Annotated in this window: 15 protein-coding genes and 1 riboswitch; of the genes, 8 read left to right on the top strand and 7 right to left on the bottom strand. The window is 40.3% G+C overall.

Annotated elements, in window-relative coordinates:
* Nucleotides 1–73: 73 nt before the first annotated feature.
* Complete coding sequence (locus B9T23_RS10125; protein WP_086194011.1) at nt 74–760, bottom strand: hypothetical protein; 687 nt, start codon at nt 758–760, stop codon at nt 74–76.
* Nucleotides 761–898: 138 nt separating this feature from the next.
* Between B9T23_RS10125 and baeS the strand changes: the two genes are divergently transcribed.
* Nucleotides 899–2,560 carry a sensor histidine kinase efflux regulator BaeS gene (gene baeS, locus B9T23_RS10120; protein WP_086194010.1) on the top strand — a complete coding sequence of 554 codons (1,662 nt, stop codon included), beginning with the start codon at nt 899–901 and terminating at the stop codon, nt 2,558–2,560.
* A gap of 13 nt (nt 2,561–2,573) precedes the next feature.
* Entirely contained in the window at nt 2,574–3,260 is a 687-nt protein-coding gene (locus B9T23_RS10115; protein ID WP_081406183.1) for a response regulator, read from the top strand.
* 63 nt (nt 3,261–3,323) lie between these two features.
* On the opposite strand, the gene B9T23_RS10110 is transcribed toward B9T23_RS10115, so the two are convergent.
* The 5 genes from B9T23_RS10110 to B9T23_RS10090 form a co-directional block, all read right to left on the bottom strand.
* A complete protein-coding gene (locus tag B9T23_RS10110; RefSeq protein ID WP_086194009.1) occupies nt 3,324–4,769 on the bottom strand; it encodes a protein adenylyltransferase SelO in 1,446 nt (481 codons plus the stop codon).
* Between the two features lie 100 nt (nt 4,770–4,869).
* Nucleotides 4,870–6,036, bottom strand: a complete 1,167-nt coding sequence (locus B9T23_RS10105) for an acyl-CoA desaturase (protein WP_067722883.1) — start codon at nt 6,034–6,036, stop codon at nt 4,870–4,872.
* A gap of 334 nt (nt 6,037–6,370) precedes the next feature.
* Nucleotides 6,371–7,090, bottom strand: a complete 720-nt coding sequence (locus tag B9T23_RS10100) for a glycerophosphodiester phosphodiesterase (RefSeq protein ID WP_086194008.1) — start codon at nt 7,088–7,090, stop codon at nt 6,371–6,373.
* Nucleotides 7,091–7,368: 278 nt separating this feature from the next.
* Nucleotides 7,369–7,947, bottom strand: a complete 579-nt coding sequence (locus B9T23_RS10095; RefSeq protein ID WP_086194007.1) for a cob(I)yrinic acid a,c-diamide adenosyltransferase — start codon at nt 7,945–7,947, stop codon at nt 7,369–7,371.
* Between the two features lie 88 nt (nt 7,948–8,035).
* Complete coding sequence (locus B9T23_RS10090; RefSeq protein ID WP_086194006.1) at nt 8,036–9,922, bottom strand: TonB-dependent receptor plug domain-containing protein; 1,887 nt, start codon at nt 9,920–9,922, stop codon at nt 8,036–8,038.
* 332 nt (nt 9,923–10,254) lie between these two features.
* Nucleotides 10,255–10,406, top strand: a riboswitch (cobalamin riboswitch).
* 124 nt (nt 10,407–10,530) lie between these two features.
* Here B9T23_RS10090 and B9T23_RS10085 point away from each other — a divergent pair.
* The 6 genes from B9T23_RS10085 to B9T23_RS10060 all read left to right on the top strand — a co-directional run bounded on the left by B9T23_RS10085 (nt 10,531) and on the right by B9T23_RS10060 (nt 16,592).
* Complete coding sequence (locus B9T23_RS10085; RefSeq protein ID WP_086194005.1) at nt 10,531–12,336, top strand: TonB-dependent receptor domain-containing protein; 1,806 nt, start codon at nt 10,531–10,533, stop codon at nt 12,334–12,336.
* 182 nt (nt 12,337–12,518) lie between these two features.
* Entirely contained in the window at nt 12,519–13,163 is a 645-nt protein-coding gene (locus B9T23_RS10080) for a phosphoribosylanthranilate isomerase (protein WP_086194004.1), read from the top strand.
* Nucleotides 13,144–14,388, top strand: a complete 1,245-nt coding sequence (trpB, locus tag B9T23_RS10075) for a tryptophan synthase subunit beta (RefSeq protein ID WP_086194003.1) — start codon at nt 13,144–13,146, stop codon at nt 14,386–14,388. Before B9T23_RS10080 ends, trpB begins: the two co-directional genes overlap by 20 nt.
* Before the next feature lie 170 nt (nt 14,389–14,558).
* Nucleotides 14,559–14,762, top strand: a complete 204-nt coding sequence (locus B9T23_RS10070) for a hypothetical protein (protein ID WP_067722867.1) — start codon at nt 14,559–14,561, stop codon at nt 14,760–14,762.
* Nucleotides 14,763–14,907: 145 nt separating this feature from the next.
* A complete protein-coding gene (locus B9T23_RS10065) occupies nt 14,908–15,426 on the top strand; it encodes a DUF1543 domain-containing protein (RefSeq protein ID WP_067722865.1) in 519 nt (172 codons plus the stop codon).
* A 173-nt stretch (nt 15,427–15,599) separates the two neighbouring features.
* Nucleotides 15,600–16,592 carry a DUF2804 domain-containing protein gene (locus B9T23_RS10060; protein ID WP_067722863.1) on the top strand — a complete coding sequence of 331 codons (993 nt, stop codon included), beginning with the start codon at nt 15,600–15,602 and terminating at the stop codon, nt 16,590–16,592.
* Nucleotides 16,593–16,664: 72 nt separating this feature from the next.
* Here B9T23_RS10060 and B9T23_RS10055 read toward each other — a convergent pair whose 3' ends face one another.
* Nucleotides 16,665–17,543: a metal-dependent hydrolase gene (locus tag B9T23_RS10055; RefSeq protein WP_086194002.1), complete on the bottom strand. Its 879-nt coding sequence runs from the start codon at nt 17,541–17,543 to the stop codon at nt 16,665–16,667.
* Nucleotides 17,544–17,549 lie beyond the last annotated feature (6 nt).

Here is a 17,549-nt window from a genome sequence, read left to right as displayed (position 1 = left end):
GTCAAATAGCCAATTTTTTGATCAGCAATAAAAAAAGGCGCAGAGTTGCGCCTTTTTAACTTTAGTTAAATTTTTACGATGCAGGTTTTGTTGTTACAGGAGCCATAGAGGCTTTAGGCTGGAAGCGAACTTCACATTTACCATTGATGGTATGTGTTCCCATTTTGACTTGAACAGCCTTGCCATTGGGCTGACCTTGGCAAGCTTTTAACATGGCTTGCTGATGCGCTTGATGTTGAGCCAATCGCTGATCAAATTGCTTGGTCAGTTCTGCACGTTTTGCATCAGTAAGCAGTTCTGCTGATTGCATTGGCATGCCTTGCATTTGCATACCCTTCATTTCACCGCGCAGAGGGTGATGGCCGCCTTTCATTTGCGTATCTTTCATCTCGCCATGCATGCTCATCATCTCTTTATGCATGCGCTTCATATCTTGACGGTCCGCTTTGAAGCGCATACTGCATGTACCATCAATGGTTTTGTCACCGGCTTTAATTTGTACGGATTGACCGACAGCTTTGTTGTCACATGCTTTTTGAATTTGTTCAAATACTTGTTTACGTTCAGCACGTGCTTGCTTGAACTGTTCACGTTGTTCTGGCGTCATTTTATGATCATGCTTTTGATGACGATGGTCGTGCATCATGCGAGCGTGGTCGCCATCTTTATCTTTAACCGAATGGGGGGATTGGCAAGCTGTCAAAGCTCCGATACTGAGAACACTTGCACTAACTAAAGCAATTTTTGTCATGGAATTCATTGTTTTTATCTCCAATGAAAAATAGTATCAATTTATTAGGTTAAGATTAAACAATAATGATGAAGAAACAATGAAGAGTTTTTTCAGACAGTGTTGGTTACAATAATAAATTGAGAAGAAAATATTGAGATTTTGCTTTTGAATATTCGCCGTGTTCCGATTGCCTTACGCCTGTTTTTGACCGTATTACTCACGACTTTAGTGATTACCACTGTCAGTTTGGGTGTATTGCATTGGACCATGCAAAAGAACTTCGCCAGATATGTGGCGGATGTTGAAATGCAAAAGCTGGATCATGTCATCAGCAATTTGGCAGGGGTGTATACGGTTTATCATGACTGGGGTAACGCGATTCAGGCGCAGATTTTGCAGATTGAAGGGACTGCAGCTCCCGACGATTATGACAGGTTGTCACGCTGGTGGTTGCGTCGTCAATATGACATTGCCTTGCAGCAGCGTTATTTTCAGGAAAATACATTGCTTAGTGTTTCCCCCAGTTTGAATCCGGGGGAACAAAGCAAACCGGTGGTTGATGCGGAAGAACTCCGAATGATGGAGTTGAATTTACCTTCTGAATATCAGCCTTTTGAAGGACTTAAATTCCCTTTAAGTTCTAATCAAAATATATTTCGCACGGATAAAAAAGCGGATGGTGCGCAAGCAGATGCAACCCAAAATCAAGGCAAGAAAAAGCAGTTTATTTCGATGCCTGATCGTTTGGGCTTAAGTTCACGATTGTCACTGTATGATGCCAATAAACAGTTTGTAGTCGGTGAGCCATCCGATATTCCTGTTTCCTATCGCCCGATTATGGTGAACGATAAAATTGTCGGCTATTTAGGTTTAAAACCGGTACTGGATAAAGATGATGCTTTAAGTATTAATTTCTTTAGCAATCAAAAACGCTATTTACTGCTGATTTATGGCTTAACTTTTTTAACCAGTTTAATTGCAGCTTTATTGTTGGCGACCTATTTCAAGAAGCCGATTCAACGCTTGTTAAATGCGACCCGTGAATTGACGAAAGGACATTATCAGCATCAGGTGAAAATTAACCGTAACGATGAGTTAGGGGATTTATCAAATGAAATTAATCAACTGGCGGTGATTCTCGATCAACATGAACAATCACGTCGCCAGTGGGTGGCTGATACTTCACATGAATTAAAAACACCGTTGGCAGTGTTGCAAGCGCAAATTGAAGCGATGCAGGATGGTATTCGTAAACCGACACCAGAGCATTTTGAATCGATGCTTCGTCAGGTGACTAGCTTGAAAAAATTGACTCAGGATTTGGCCGATTTAGCCCAAGCGGAAGCCCAACAGTTAACCTGCTATTTGGCCGATGTAAATCCTTGGGATGTGGTACAACAGGAAGTCGAAAATTTCAAACCCAAATTTGCCCAAGCAGATTTATCTATTTCACTACAAGGTGAAGGTGCGAATTTACAACTAGATATAGATCGTTTTAAACAAATTATGGTCAACTTGCTCGGGAACAGTATTCGCTATACTGAAGCGGGTGGTGAAGTACGTGTGCATACAGAGCAATCAGCGACACACTGGAGTGTGATTGTCGATGATAGTCCGCTTGGATTGAGTGATGAACAATTGGCACGTTTAGGCGAGCGTTTCTATCGTGTTGATGATTCACGGACACGTAGTACCGGTGGTACAGGTTTAGGTTTGGCATTATCTGGTAAAATTGCGCAGGCATTGGGTGGAAAATTGAGTTTTGAACACTCTCCATTAGGTGGTTTGCGTTGCAAACTGACTTTTCCAAAACAGTTAAACAAATAAAGGGATGAGATTCATGAAACATGTCATGCTGGTTGAAGATGAAGTGGAACTTGCACAACTGGTGCGAGACTATCTGGAAGCTGCGGGTTTTGAAGTCAGTATGTTTCATGATGGTCAAGAAGCCTATGACAGCTTTATTCAGCGAAAACCAAGTTTGATGATTTTGGACTTGATGGTTCCGCGTATGGATGGTTTAACCATTTGCCGTAAAGTGCGTGAACAGTCTGATTTGCCGATTATTATGGTGACTGCACGTACTGAAGAAATTGACCGTGTCTTGGGCTTGAACATGGGTGCAGATGACTACATTTGTAAACCTTTTAGCCCAAAAGAACTGGTTGCGCGTGTACAAGCGGTTTTACGTCGCCTAGACCGTCATGCAGAACCCGAACAAAATAGCTTATTCCGTATGGATAAAGCACAACAACGAATCTGGTATCAGCAAAAAACCTTAAACTTAACCCCAACTGAATTCCGTTTGCTTGAGTTGTTCTTGGAGCATGTAGGACAGGTTTATTCACGTGCGCAATTACTGGATCATATTAACCCAGATAGTTTTGATGTGGCAGACCGCGTGATTGACAGCCATATTAAAAACCTGCGCCGTAAAATTTCGGATGCTGCGGAAACGGGTAACCGTCATGAATGGATTCAGGCTGTTTATGGTGTTGGTTATCGTTTTGAATATCCTGAGGATTAAGATCTATCTTCTTAATCAAAAAAAGCTCCTAATAAGGAGCTTTTTTATTGCAGAGCTAAAAGTTTAAGAAGAACAACTCACCATCACTTCAGGTACGTCACTTGGCAACGGCGCTAAATCTTCAGGTTTTTCTAAATCCGATTGCTGAATGTAAGGCTGACTGAGCAACTTAAACAAACGCCCTACTTCCGAATAATCATCTCGTTCAGCCAGTTCAATCGCTGTCTGTGCCATGTGGTTACGTAAAATGTATTGCGGATTGGCTTTAAGCATTTCAGCATCAAGTTCAACCGTTTCCTGGTTTGCTCGAATGGCTTGATATTGTGTAAGGAATGCATCGAACTGACGGGTATCTAGGCAATCATCACGAAGGGCGGTGTAGCCTTTGTTTTGTAGACGAATAAAGCTGTCAGTGTAATCCAGTTGTTCAGCTTGCATAATTCGAAGGAAAGCCATTCCACAATCAAAACTGTCTTTATGGAAACTTGGCAGTCCCATTTTCTGACATAAACCCAGGGTGTAATGTTCCAGGAAAGTCGTTTCAAAATGCTCTAAGCACTTCGATAGATCTTCTTTGAACTGTTCTTTCTCAGCAGGATCTTTAACTAATGGAATCAAATTGTTCAGCCAGGTCCATAGATTCCAATGACCAATACTCGGTTGCTGCTGATAGGTATAACGTCCTTGATAATCCGAGTGATTATTAATCCAGTTTGGACGGAAACGCTCCATAAAACCATAAGGGCCGAAGTCGAGCGTTGATCCTGTAATATTGAGATTATCAGTATTCATCACGCCATGCGCAAACCCAACCAGTTGCCATTTGGCAATCATTACTGCGGTACGCTGGATAACTTTAGTGGCAAAAGCCAAAACTGGCTGTTCAGCCTCGAGGCATTCTGGATAATGCCATTCAATACATTTTTCTACGAACTCAGGCAATAATTCAGGCTGATATTGATTGATCCATTCAAAATGACCAAAGCGAATATGGCAGTCTGAAGTACGCAACATCATTGCCCCAGATTCCATTTTTTCGCGCTGTATGCCTTGCGTTGAAGAGGTGAACCCAACGGCATTACTTGATACAATACCCAAAGCATTTAGCGCATGACCTGCTAAATATTCGCGAATGACTGAGCGTAAAACTGCACGGCCATCGCCCATACGGGAGTAAGGCGTTGAACCTGCACCCTTTAAATGCAGGTCGATAGTTTGATTATTTTTATCCAGAATTTGTCCGATCAATAAGCCGCGCCCATCACCCAGTTGTCCAGCCCATTGTCCAAACTGATGCCCCGCATAAACCATCGCTAGCGGTTCAAATTCAGCAAAGGTTTTTTGCCCACTACAGATTTCCACCCATTGGGCTTTGTCTTCATCTGACCACTGTAATTCATTGGTGAGCGCTTCATTAAAATGACCCGCTTTTGCTCCTTTTAAAGGAACTGGCATTTGATGGTGGAAAAGCTTGGAATTGAGTAATGGGTAACGAGGATTAAATTGCATAGGACAATCTAAAAAATGGGGGAGATGCAATCACTATAGCAAATTTAAACGACCAAAATGAATAAAGCCCCAACAATGGGGCTTTATATTGAATCCGGTTTTATTCAGACACAGGATTCTTTTTAATATTACGCATCAAGATATTTAAGGTATTGCGATGATGTGAAAGACGCTGTTCAACCAATTGAAAATCAACTTTAAGTTTGCTGTCGATTTGGTGAATCTTTTCAGCAACAGAGGCTTTCTTCGCTTGAATCTCTTGTTCTTTCAGCTTTGCCCAGTCATTTAAGGTTTGGGTAAACGCTTCATATTCTTGTGCAATACGGAGTTTTGCAGTCGCCATATCTTCATTGACATTGTGACCATAAACCGCCAAATCTTGTTCAGCATATTTAAAGCGCATCGCCAATTCTGCTTTTTTAATATTAAAGCTTGGAATACGACGCAAGTTCTTTGCTAAACCGAGTTTTGAGCATGACCAAATGAGCCATTTCGTTGGATCATACTGCCACCATTTCACACCATTTCGGTAGTCATACTGGAAGATGTGATGATAGTTATGATAACCCTCACCCCAAGTTGCAATCGCTAAAACGAAATTGTCACGTGCAGTGTTTTCGTCAGTATATGGACGTTTGCCCCACATGTGGCAGAGTGAGTTGATGAAGAAGGTGACGTGATGACTCAAGATCAGACGGAGTAAACCACCCAATAACAATACGCCCCACATATCGCCAACAGCCCAACCCACAGTAGTGAGAATAACGGCATGTACAGCAACCACAAGAGGGATGTAATATTTGTCTTGGAACATCACGACTTTGTCATTTAACAAATCGGGTGCATTTTTATAGTTTGCTTCTGCTGCTGGATAGTTGCGAAGCATCCATCCAATATGCGCATACCAAAAACCATTATTAATTGAATATGGGTCTTGTTCAATATCATCAACATGACGGTGATGGGTACGGTGACCTGAAGCCCAGAACAAAATACTATTTTGAACGGCAAAAGTACCCATAAGCATTAAAATAATTTTTAATGGCAAAGTTGCTTCATAAGCACGATGTGCCCATAAGCGGTGATAACCCGCAGTAATTCCCAAACTACTCACACCGAGTAGTACAAATAAGCTGATCCATGCGCCTAAGCTAAAATCATGATGATAAGCATATAAAGGGATAGCGATTACAGCGACAATGGGTAAAAAAACCAATGCGAACACTGCAATCCAGTTAATTGGGGCTTTGGGTAGGGGAGCATTCATCTCCAACAGCACTCCTAGAACCTTCTAAAAGGTAAAGGTAAGGTATAAGTGAATTCTTAATTCAATACAGTTTATAAGGATTAAGACTTATCATATTAACATGAGCGAATAAATCTTCACTAGCATTATTCTACAGTCGTATTGTACTAAACAGTAACAGAATACCAGCGAGTCTTGATTGATTTTATCGAAGGCTTAGACATCTTCTTTATAAATCTACGATAGGGCTTAAAAAAAGATATTTAAACAATAGAATAAGGGCTTGTTCTGCCTAGAATTATTAAATCTCGTTCTTTTTATCTTATCAAAGCATGCCATCTCCCATCTTTTTATATCATGAAGATAAGTGTTCTAGCATCATTTTAGGAAAATCAGTAATCAATCCGTCAATGCCTAAACTTTGCAGATGTTTGGCCCGTTCAACCTCATTCACTGTCCAAACACTTATTTTTAAATGGGCTTGCTGTGTTGCTTGAATAATTTCATCTGTTGCCAGTGGGTTCATCCAGCCAATTTGACAGCAACCTAGTTCTAAAGCCTGTTTAATGGCTTGTTCTTTAATGTCGTGTTCAATCAGTAAACCACGTTTAAAAATGGAGTATTGCTGTTTTAAAGCCTGATGAATTTTTAAATCAAAACTGGTGATCACGGCAGTTTGTTCAAAACCATGTAATTGTTTTTGTAATTCTAAAACCAGTTTTTCAGCTTCAGCCATAGTTGCAACCGCTTTAACTTCAACTTCAATGTGCTCAAAGTCTTGCATGATTTTAAGGGATTGTTGCAGGGTAGGGGTAACTTCAAAGTTTTTCCAGTCTAGCCAAATGGAAGCCTGGTTATAGTGCTGTAATTCAGAACTGGAACATTGGTAAATATTTTTATCGATACCTGTAGTACGAAGAAAATTGTCATCGTGCATGATCACGAGTTCGCCATCTTTGAGTTGGCGAACATCGAATTCAACTGCTCGAATGCCTAAGTCATGAATATATTGAAAGCCACCGAGTGTGTTTTCAGGGGCTTCACCACGTGCACCACGATGACCAATAATTTTCATATCTGACTTTTCCAATGTAGAGTTTTTATTATTACAACGGAGTCTTATGGTTTAAAGTGTTAAATGGCAGGAGTTCATTATGTCACTTTTAAAAAAATGAGCGACAATGTCGCGCAAGAAAAACTTCACCATTCACAAAACCTGTTTAACAATAGCAATCTATTCACTGTTTCACAGAAACTTTATGTATCAAATTTCAGTCAGGTTGTGAATGGTACTTATTGTGGAGCAAAGACCACGATTTTAATTAAAAACTGAATAAATCATTTGCACTGAGCTTAGATCGTCTCATTAATATTCTTTTGCCAAAGCACCTCAGATCCACCCTCAGCACGTTGCAAAGTACGAGATGCTACAAATAACCAGTCTGAAAGGCGGTTTAAGAGTTGTAATGAAGTCGCTTGAATATTTTGATCGCGACTCTGTACAGTCATCAGGCTACGTTCAGCACGGCGACATACTGAACGTGCTTGATGTGCATAGCTACATGAAAGTGTTCCTGCAGGTAAAATGAAGTCTTTCAGCATTGGTAAAGCTTCATTCATACGGTCAATTTCATTTTCCAAAAATTCAACTGAAACAGGTAAGACCATGTTGTAGTTTGGAATGCAGACTTCACCGCCAAGGTCGAATAACCAATGTTGAATCAGGCTAAGCGATTTATCCCAAGAAGCTTTGTCTTCAATTGAACTGACTGCAATTTGCGAACGTAAAATACCGATACAAGAGTTCAGTTCATCAACATCGCCTAAAGCAGCGATACGTAAATCATCTTTGGCTACACGAGAACCGTCGCCTAGTCCAGTTGTGCCTGAATCGCCGGTACGGGTATAAATTTTACTTAAACGGTGGCCCATTTGATTTTCCTGAAGTTTATTAAATTGAGTTGGTTTATTTGTCAGATCATGTCATAAAAACAACATGATCTGATCTGAAGAATATTGCTTAGTATTTAAGAGTCATACCCACAGATGCCAGTCGTCCACCATTTACATAATGCACGCCATAGCCGTTGTAGGAGGTTTTGTATTTCACATCACCAATATTTTCAATGTTGGTAAAAGCTTTTAGATGAGGGTTAATATTCCAATAAGCATTTAAATCAGTTGTGACATAACCAGGCGTTGAATTAAGTTTTGTGTCAGGCCAGTCGGCAAAATCTTTTGATCTGGATTTGGCAGAAACAGAAGTGCTGATCCCAAATTTTTCATCCTGCCAGCCCGCAGTTAGTGTTGCACTTTGGCGCGGACGACGCATTAAATCTAAACCAGTTTCATCATCTTTGGCTCGCACATAAGCATAAGAAAGATTGAGAAATAATGCATCCTGTTGCCAATTGAGATAGAGCTCGCCACCAGTCAAAGAGGCTTTATCTACATTGTTGTTTTCATAGACTGGAAACACGGTAATTAAATCGCCATCACAGTCAGCAATACATATTGAAGTAATCAGATTTTCAATTTCGGTATGAAAAATAGATGCGCCTGTTTTTAGGTTAAATGCTAAATTTTGATCTATACCCAATTCATAGGACATGCTTTTTTCAGGTTGTAAGTTTGGATTTGCTCCCCAACCGATCGCGTATAAGTCATTTGTTGTGGGTGCTCTAAATGCACTCCCTATATTGCTATAAATACTGGTAGATGGTAGAACCTGATAACGTATAGCAGCTTGTCCAACGGTATGTGTTCCGAACTGTTCGTTATCTTCAATACGAAGCCCAAGTTGGGTATTAACTGCATCAGTTTGGTATTGATGCTGAATAAAATAACCTGTGCTATTTATATCTTTCTGGTAACGCATACCGTTAGAAAGAACATCGCCTTCAAGAGTTTTATGCGCAGCGCCTACTAATACATTTTGTTGTGGGGCAAACTGCCATTTTCCATAGAGTTCAGCTTCTTGCGTAGTGTTGTGAACAAAGTTTACTGAATTGATTTGGTCTAAATCATCATTGAACTGTGACAAACGTGTGTTTAGTTCAAGTGAATCATTTAATTTCAATCGACCTTTTAAATTGATGATTTCATTTTCAAAGTTCTGAAATAATAATGTTCCATAATTATCATAAGCAACACCACCTTGATTGGTGCTGTAGTCAATTGATGTTGCAAAGCGTTCTTTATCTATACCGAATTTTGCACTGTAACCTTTTTGATCATAGTCCGCTTTTTTACTATTTGCTGCATTCGTTAGAACAGTACCGTCGGTTTCTAAACGTTGAGCACGAATCTGTGCATAAAAATCATTTTCTTTGGCATCTGCACCTAAAACTGCCTTATAAGTATGATTTTCTCCAACTTCTGTAGTTAGAAAGGCTGCATTCTTTTCAGGTGTTTTTGTTACCAGTTGTACCACGCCTCCAATAGCATCTGTGCCATAAAGTACAGATGCAGGGCCTTTGAGTATTTCGATTTGTTTAATATCAGTGGTATCTAAAAATGATAATGGAGGCATGCCTGCAGATGCGCCATTTAAACGGACCCCATCACGTAAAACTAATGTATGGGTTGAGTTGGTGCCACGAGTAAAAATAGAGGCTAGTTGTCCGAAACCACCACTTTGTACCATGTTGATAGAAGCATCACTCATCAGCAAATGAGGTAATTCACCAATCGGTGATTGTTCTAAAATTTGCGGTTCAATAATCGAAATGCGAGCAGGGACATTTTTAATGTCTTCTTCAGAACGTGTTGCTGTAACAACCAGAGTATTTAAGGTGGTCTTAACAGTTGGTTGAAAATCATTGTTTGGTTGTGCATGAGTGTGTGAAACACCCATAGCAAAGGCAATTGCACCGACTAAAGAGGTACGGTGAAAGCATTGAGACATTGCTTGAACTCCAGGCATTCACCCCACCGTGAATGTTTGAGAGAAAGAACGTAACAGAGAGGTTCCGGACTGTTATACACATCTGGTTAAAAGCATGTATAAACACCGTTGCGGGGGCAGTGTGTTTTTCAACTTCCCTTAACTGTCACAACTATCAAGCAGTATAAAGAGAGCTAAAGCGCTAAACAATAAAGAGCACTTGAATTGGAGAGAAAAGGTTTCGAAAGAATTTATTTTAATACAGGATGTATATTTACCAGCAGTTAAGCGCTCTATTTGTGGATTTGACTGCTAAAAATAGATTTCAGCTTGACTTAAGGATGTTCGGAAACTACTCTGCGTGCGCTTCAGGTGCTTCCATAGAGAAGTGAAACTGGGAAGTTAGTTGAATTTTTGAATTTAAAGCTAACACTGCCCCCGCAACGGTGAATAGTTATCTTGTTATAACTTAAGTCCGGAGACCGGCCTGTTGCAAACCTAATTTAATGCGGTGGGCGTTATAACTGGGATTGCATGGCTTATCTTATTAAAGTTGTGCTTACCCCATATCCGCCTATGCATTCTTCATATATTTAACTCGCACGGGCGGTGCGGTGGGGAAAAGATTCATGCATCTCATCCATAAAACCATTCTTAGTTCTTTCTTTGTTTTATCTCCTCTTTCTTTAGCCATAGCTGCTGAAAGTAATGTCAAATTACCAACCATCAATACTGTTGCCAACCTGACCGAGCAAGAAAATAGTAAAACACTTGCTGCTGTTACAGTAATTGATCGTAAAGAAATTGAGCGTAAACAATTTAATTCTTTAGAAGAATTATTGCGCACGATTCCAAGTGTTACTTACACCAATGCTGGTGGTGCAGGTCAAACCACAGGTATTTCAATCCGTGGTACGGCATCTAATGCCGTTTTAGTTTTGGTGGATGGGCAAAAACTTGGTTCGGCAACTTTAGGTACAACTGCATTTGAACATTTACCAATTGATCAGATAGAACGAGTAGAAGTGGTACGTGGTCCACGTTCGAGTCTTTATGGTTCTGAAGCTGTGGGTGGTGTAATTCAGATTTACACCCGTAAAGGGAGTCAAAATGGTGTAAAACCATTTGCATCATTTAAATATGGTTCACATGAAACCTATAATGCCAATGTTGGTGTGGATATTCGACAAGATAACAGTTGGGCCAATGTCAGTCTTGCCGGTCTGAAGACCCAAGGCATGGATGTTACAACATCGAGCACAGAAACGGATAAGGATAGTTATGCAAACTATTCAGTTTCATTAAAAGCGGGTCATCAAATTAATGACCAAGTTGCTGTAGATGCCAATGTATTACACGTGAATGGCGAAACTGAATACGATGGCGGTGTAAACCCATACAATCAAATCCAGCAAAATGTCTATGGTATTGGTTTGACGTATAGTCCAGTTGAAGCATGGACAGCTAAATTTAAAATTGGTCGTGCAGAAGATCAATATGAAACTTTTGATGGGGATCAATCCACCGGTGAATTTAACACTGCTAAAGATACCTTTACATGGTTGAACACGATTCAACTTCATCCAAATCATACTTTGTTGGTGGGCTTCGATTACTTAAATGACAAAGTGACAGGTTCAACCAATTACGATGAAAAAGAGCGTGATAACTTAGGTTACTACACGCAATATTTGGGAGAATTTGGTCAATTCGATGTACAAGCTGCGTTACGTTTGGATGAGAACGAACAGTTTGGTGATCATACAACCGGTAATGCTGCGTTGGGTTATCGCTTTAATGATCATTACAATGCTTATGTATCTTATGGTACAGCATTCCGTTCACCGACTTTTAACGACTTATATTACCCAGGTTGGGCCAATCCAAACCTTGTTCCTGAAGAATCTGAAAATATTGAACTTGGTTTTAAAGGTTCACAATGGTTAGATTGGGAAATTGCAGGTTTTATCAATGATATTGATAACATGATTGCTAATAGTAACAATGGTCAGGCGAAGATTAAGGGTGTCGAAGTTTCATTGGGCAAAACGCATGATGCCTTAAGTTGGAATATGAACTATACCTATCAAGATCCTGAAAACCGCAATACTGGTTTAAAAGGCAAGCAAATTGCATATCGTGCACAGCAATTGTTTAATGCGAATGTAGATTACACGATGGATAAATGGACAGTGGGGACATCAGTCCATGCGGAAGATCAACGCTATACTGATGCAGCAAATACCAAAGCTTTAGGTGGTTTCGCTATTGCTGATGTACGTGTGGCTTATCAAGCAACACCTGAATTTTCTATTCAAGCAAAATTAGCCAACATGTTTGATAAAGAATATTACACCAACAGTAATTGGGATGGTTCGTTGTATCGTCAAGACGGTCGCACGGCTTGGGTAACGCTTCGTTATGTCATGAAGTAATATTGATTTGATGAAAAAAGCCCTTATTTAAATAAGGGCTTTTTGTTTTATAAGGTTTCTCTGGAAAGCCTGTTGAATTTGCACGCAACTCAGCAAAATTGCATTACAATGATTCGCCCCCCATATTTATAGACTGACTATGAATCGGGTAAAGTTTAAGCCAAAGAATTAGAGCGAAGTGTATGCGAACCCGTGCCAAAATTTGCGGAATAACACGAATAGAAGATATACATTCTGCTGTGAATGCAGGTGCTGATGCAATTGGATTTGTATTCTACGAACCTAGCCCAAGAAGTGTAACTATTGAGCAAGCTCAAAAGTTGGCAAAGCATGTCCCAGCGTATGTACAAATCGTGGGTTTATTCGTGAATGCAACAACTGACGAAATCACTCAGGTTCTAGAAGAAGTACCTTTGGATATCTTGCAGTTTCATGGTGATGAAACCGCAGAGCAATGTCAGCAGATTGCAGCACACACCAAACGCCGTTGGTATAAAGCCATTCAGGTTAAACCTGAGCTAGATGTCATAAAAACTATAAAAAGCTACCAACAAGCAGGCGCAAGCGCAGTATTATTGGATGCTTGGCATCCTGAGCTTAAAGGTGGAACAGGGCACCAGTTTGACTGGTCGCAGTTCCCGAAACTCGATATTCCTTTAATTTTGGCAGGTGGTTTAAAACCTGAAAATATTGAAGACGCTATAAAGACGACTAGGGCTTATGCAGTAGATGTCAGCGGAGGCGTAGAGTCCGCAAAAGGTATAAAAGACCAACAACTCATTGAACACTTTATGCAAGGAGTCCAACGTGGATCAGCAAACTGTTAATCAGAAAGATCAGGTGACTGACTATACCCAATTCCCCGATGAGCGTGGGCATTTCGGTATCCATGGCGGACGTTTTGTGTCAGAAACACTGATGGCAGCATTAGAGGATTTAGAAAAGCTCTATTTCCGTATGAAAAATGATGCCCAGTTTTTGGCAGAATTCGACCGTGATCTAGCCTACTATGTAGGTCGTCCTAGTCCACTTTATCATGCTGAACGATGGTCAAAAGAGTTAGGTGGTGCGCAAATTTACCTAAAACGTGAAGACCTGAATCATACCGGTTCGCACAAGATCAATAACACCATTGGTCAGGCTTTACTTGCTAAACTTTCAGGTAAAAAACGGATTATTGCCGAAACAGGTGCAGGTCAGCACGGTGTTGCAACAGCAACTATCGCTGCACGTTTAGGACTTGAATGTGTAGTATTCATGGGTGCCGACGACGTAAAGCGTCAGGCGATGAATGTGTATCGTATGCGTTTGCTTGGTGCGACCGTTGTACCTGTGGAAAGCGGTTCAAAAACATTGAAAGATGCCATGAACGAAGCGATGCGTGACTGGGTGACTAATGTCGATTCTACTTATTATGTGATTGGTACAGTTGCGGGTCCACATCCATATCCGCAATTGGTTCGTGACTTCCAGTCGATTATTGGTCGTGAAGCGCGCCGTCAAATTCAAGAGCAAGCAGGTCGATTACCTGATGCATTGGTTGCATGTGTCGGTGGTGGTTCAAATGCAATGGGCTTGTTCTATCCATTCCTGAATGATCAAGACGTGAAAATGTACGGCGTTGAAGCAGCAGGTTATGGCATTGAAACGGGTAAACATTCTGCACCGTTAAATGCGGGTCATGTTGGTGTATTGCATGGTAACCGCACTTACTTGATGTCAGATGATCAAGGTCAGATCATTGAAACGCATTCAATTTCAGCTGGTCTGGATTATCCAGGTGTGGGTCCTGAACACAGTTTCTTGAAAGATATGCACCGTGTTGAATATGTGCCCATAAATGACCAAGAAGCGCTTCAAGGTTTCCGTGATTTAACCCAGATTGAAGGCATTATTCCTGCGCTTGAAAGTTCACATGCGATGGCCTATGTGACTAAACTTGCGCCAACGATGTCTAAAGATCAAATTATTATTGCGACAGTTTCGGGTCGTGGTGATAAAGATTTAATGACTGTGGCACGTATTGATGGTGTCGAAATGGTTGAGATGTAAATGAATCCATCACTCTTTTATAGAGAGTGAAAGTCCTCCTTTTACTTTTAGGAGGGGTGGGAGGATAATAAAAAATCGTGTTGAAGCAATTCAGCACGATTTTTTATTATTTAAATCAGTATTAAATTTAGGACAATTGCCTTAATTTACAGTTCGGGAAGGCGATATGGATGTCGCCAGTTGAGCAGCATTACATGGATGTAATGTCTGCTCAACAAGATGGTTTTGTTACTTTTGCCAAAACAAAAGTAAGGAAGTATATAAAAAAGGAGGAAATATCCTTTATAAAAACAGTCAATACTCTGAGTGAAATTGAAATCAACTTTTCATCTATTAGTATTAGCTCTAATTTACTTTTGAAAGATCAAAAGTAACAAAAATCTTTTGTAAGACTGAAGGTATATCCATATACCTCAGTCTTACGGGCGACATCCCTGTCGTCAACACGTATCATATTGTGACTACAAGTTGTAAGTTATTAAAAGCTATTCATTTTCCTGAGTTCTAAGGAGTAAAACCATGCCCAGTCTTTTTATCGTCATGCTCGGTGGTCGTCATGCACGTGCCAATACAGAAGTTCATGATGTCGTACTGGCAGTCGGTGATTCTCTTGAAGAAGTCTATCCTCAACTGAAAAATGCATGGTTTGGTGAGCAAAAAGGCTTACACATTGATGCTTGGGCACAAATGAATGGCGTAGAATTCGAGGGGCAAAAATATCAAATTCAATTCAGTAATGCACAGCCAAACTCATCTGAACAAAAGCTCTTTTTAATTAATTTGGGTGGTTATGATGCTCGGGAGTTTGGTGAATTGCATCGTTATATTTTAGTGGTGGCACAAAATGCCATGCTGGCAAAACAACGGGGTAAAGCTTACTTTGCACAGCATTGGCAAAAACAGCATACAGACCGTGTGTTAGATGTAGATGATTGTATTGCGATCGATCAAGTGCATGGTCGTTATGTACAATTGGTGGAAGGTGAATTCAGCGGAAATAACTGGGAAAATACCTATTTAATGTTATCTGAGAGTTGATTTATATCTATTTGATTAATAACTTATCTTTATTGGATATCAAACCAAATTAAATAATATATATTTTTGTATATTTTCGATGAAAAGATGCTTTTTGATACTTTTAAGTTAAATTTATATGGGCATAATAAGATTAAGGATTTGTGATCTCTTAGCTAGATGGAATTTGATAAATGGATTTGATTCAATCAAATGGACAACCGCATTATGGACGTTTTAGTACTCTCCCAAAGACCATCGATTTAAATAAATACCAATATAAGACGCCTTATGGGGAGGTCTTAACAGGTTGGCGTAAGCGATTAAAATACAAAAAATTTAAATTTTGCTGCATTCAACATGAACATTACACCATTGGTCTGGCCATTGCTGATATTGCATGGGCAGGGCATGGTTTTTTCTATATCTATAATCATCAGCGTTCTGAAGTTTTAGAGTGGAATGCAATTAACTTTTTGTCGCGGCATACCGTTGTTGATGAGCAGCCACTTTATAACCAGAGTTTTTTCTCCAAGTCACCTTTTCAAATTGATATTCAACATGCCAATGGCGTGCGTTATATTCATGTGACTAAACATGGTGAAATTAAGCTGAGTGCGCGAATCTTTTGCGCAGGTACAGATCCACTCAGTATGTGTAGCCCGACGGGGATTAATGGTTGGACCTACACCCAAAAGCTCACGACTTTGGGCTGTGAAGGTTTCTTTATTAATAAGCAGGGGGCAACCATACAGTTTCATGAAAAAACCTTTGCTTCACTCGATGATACCTGTGGTTTTTTACGGCCTGAAACAGCTTGGTTTTGGTTGTCGTGTAATTTTTGGGATTCGCAAAATAATCGTATCGGATTGAATTTGGCATCAGGTGTGAATGAAAGTTTTGGCAATGAAAACTGCTTGTGGATTAATGGGGTTTTGTATCCGTTAAGCGATATTTTATTTCAGCATCAGGGGGATGATCATTGGACTATTCGTTCACTGGATGAAAAACTCAATTTAGATGTGAAGACGGGTTGGCGACGTTATGAAAATCTGAATTTAAGATTGGTCGGTAGCCAGTTCAGTCAATGGCAAGCCAAAATTAGCGGCACCATTCAGCAAGGTGATCAGGAAATTATCTTGTTAAATGAATATGGCTTGTTAGAACAGCATTATGCCAAGTGGTGATGCATTGCAAAATAATAAAAACCTAGTCCGTATTTATACAGACTAGGTGAGTGATAAATACAATAAATATTATTAGTCTTTAGCTGCTTGCCAAAAAGCTTCTCCGGCTTGGATTGGATCACCTGTTTCTTCTAGGGTTTTTACCCAGACATCATATTGGGCAATTACTGGATGCTGGCTAGGATGGAAGTCTTTGTTAAACCAGTCGCGATATTGCTTGCTCATTTTAGTGAGCATACCGTTTTTACCAAAGAACCACGGTAGGCCGCGAATATTCATTTGCAGGCGTTGTACGGGTGTGAAGCCATCATACTTTAACATCACATTGGCGCGGTAAATGGTAAAGCCAAACATCAATACTGTCGTCCATGCCAGTGTGAATTTACGTGTGCTTTCAGGCACATTGCCTACCTGTTTCATCACGTCAAATGCCACATCACGGTGTTCCATTTCTTCAATTGCATGCCATGCCAGCAGGGCACGGACATAAGGATGTGCATCTCGCAATGTATCTTTATGACCATAGAAAGTTTCTGCCATCAGCGCCGTTAAATGTTCAGCGGCAGCCGTCATGGCAATATTGTATTGAGGTGAGCGTTTTTCTAGTTCGAATTTAAAAATTTTATTTAAACGCTGAATAAATTGATCGACCGGCATGCCTTGCTCTTTCATGACCTGATTCATTTTGTCATGTGCTATACCGTGCTGTGCTTCCTGACGAATAAAATCAGCCACACGCCGTTTTAAGTCTGGATCGGTAATCTGGTCGCGGAACAAACGTACCGACTGAATAAAGTAACGTTCACCATCCGGAAAAGTCAGGCTGAGCGCATCAAACATCCGGGTGATAAAGGGATCGCCTCCGAACCAAAAACGGGGCACTTCATTCAGTTTGAAATCAAGATTACTGCGAACTACAGGTTCGACTTGATATTGGGCAATAGCATTCATTTTATT

This window comes from Acinetobacter terrae (assembly GCF_002135195.1).
In the GTDB taxonomy this organism is placed as follows: Bacteria; Pseudomonadota; Gammaproteobacteria; order Pseudomonadales; family Moraxellaceae; genus Acinetobacter; species Acinetobacter terrae.
This window is presented reverse-complemented; position numbering and strand designations above follow the sequence as displayed.

Coding starts and splice junctions, on each gene's coding strand:
- B9T23_RS10110 (WP_086194009.1), bottom strand. CDS start 4,769: ATGCAATTTAATCCTCGTTACCCATTACTCAATTCCAAGCTTTTCCAC.
- B9T23_RS10080 (WP_086194004.1), top strand. CDS start 12,519: ATGCGAACCCGTGCCAAAATTTGCGGAATAACACGAATAGAAGATATA.
- B9T23_RS10095 (WP_086194007.1), bottom strand. CDS start 7,947: ATGGGCCACCGTTTAAGTAAAATTTATACCCGTACCGGCGATTCAGGC.
- B9T23_RS10100 (WP_086194008.1), bottom strand. CDS start 7,090: ATGAAAATTATTGGTCATCGTGGTGCACGTGGTGAAGCCCCTGAAAAC.
- B9T23_RS10060 (WP_067722863.1), top strand. CDS start 15,600: ATGGATTTGATTCAATCAAATGGACAACCGCATTATGGACGTTTTAGT.
- B9T23_RS10065 (WP_067722865.1), top strand. CDS start 14,908: ATGCCCAGTCTTTTTATCGTCATGCTCGGTGGTCGTCATGCACGTGCC.
- B9T23_RS10115 (WP_081406183.1), top strand. CDS start 2,574: ATGAAACATGTCATGCTGGTTGAAGATGAAGTGGAACTTGCACAACTG.
- B9T23_RS10105 (WP_067722883.1), bottom strand. CDS start 6,036: ATGAATGCTCCCCTACCCAAAGCCCCAATTAACTGGATTGCAGTGTTC.
- B9T23_RS10070 (WP_067722867.1), top strand. CDS start 14,559: ATGTCGCCAGTTGAGCAGCATTACATGGATGTAATGTCTGCTCAACAA.
- B9T23_RS10090 (WP_086194006.1), bottom strand. CDS start 9,922: ATGTCTCAATGCTTTCACCGTACCTCTTTAGTCGGTGCAATTGCCTTT.
- B9T23_RS10125 (WP_086194011.1), bottom strand. CDS start 760: ATGAATTCCATGACAAAAATTGCTTTAGTTAGTGCAAGTGTTCTCAGT.
- B9T23_RS10085 (WP_086194005.1), top strand. CDS start 10,531: ATGCATCTCATCCATAAAACCATTCTTAGTTCTTTCTTTGTTTTATCT.
- B9T23_RS10055 (WP_086194002.1), bottom strand. CDS start 17,543: ATGAATGCTATTGCCCAATATCAAGTCGAACCTGTAGTTCGCAGTAAT.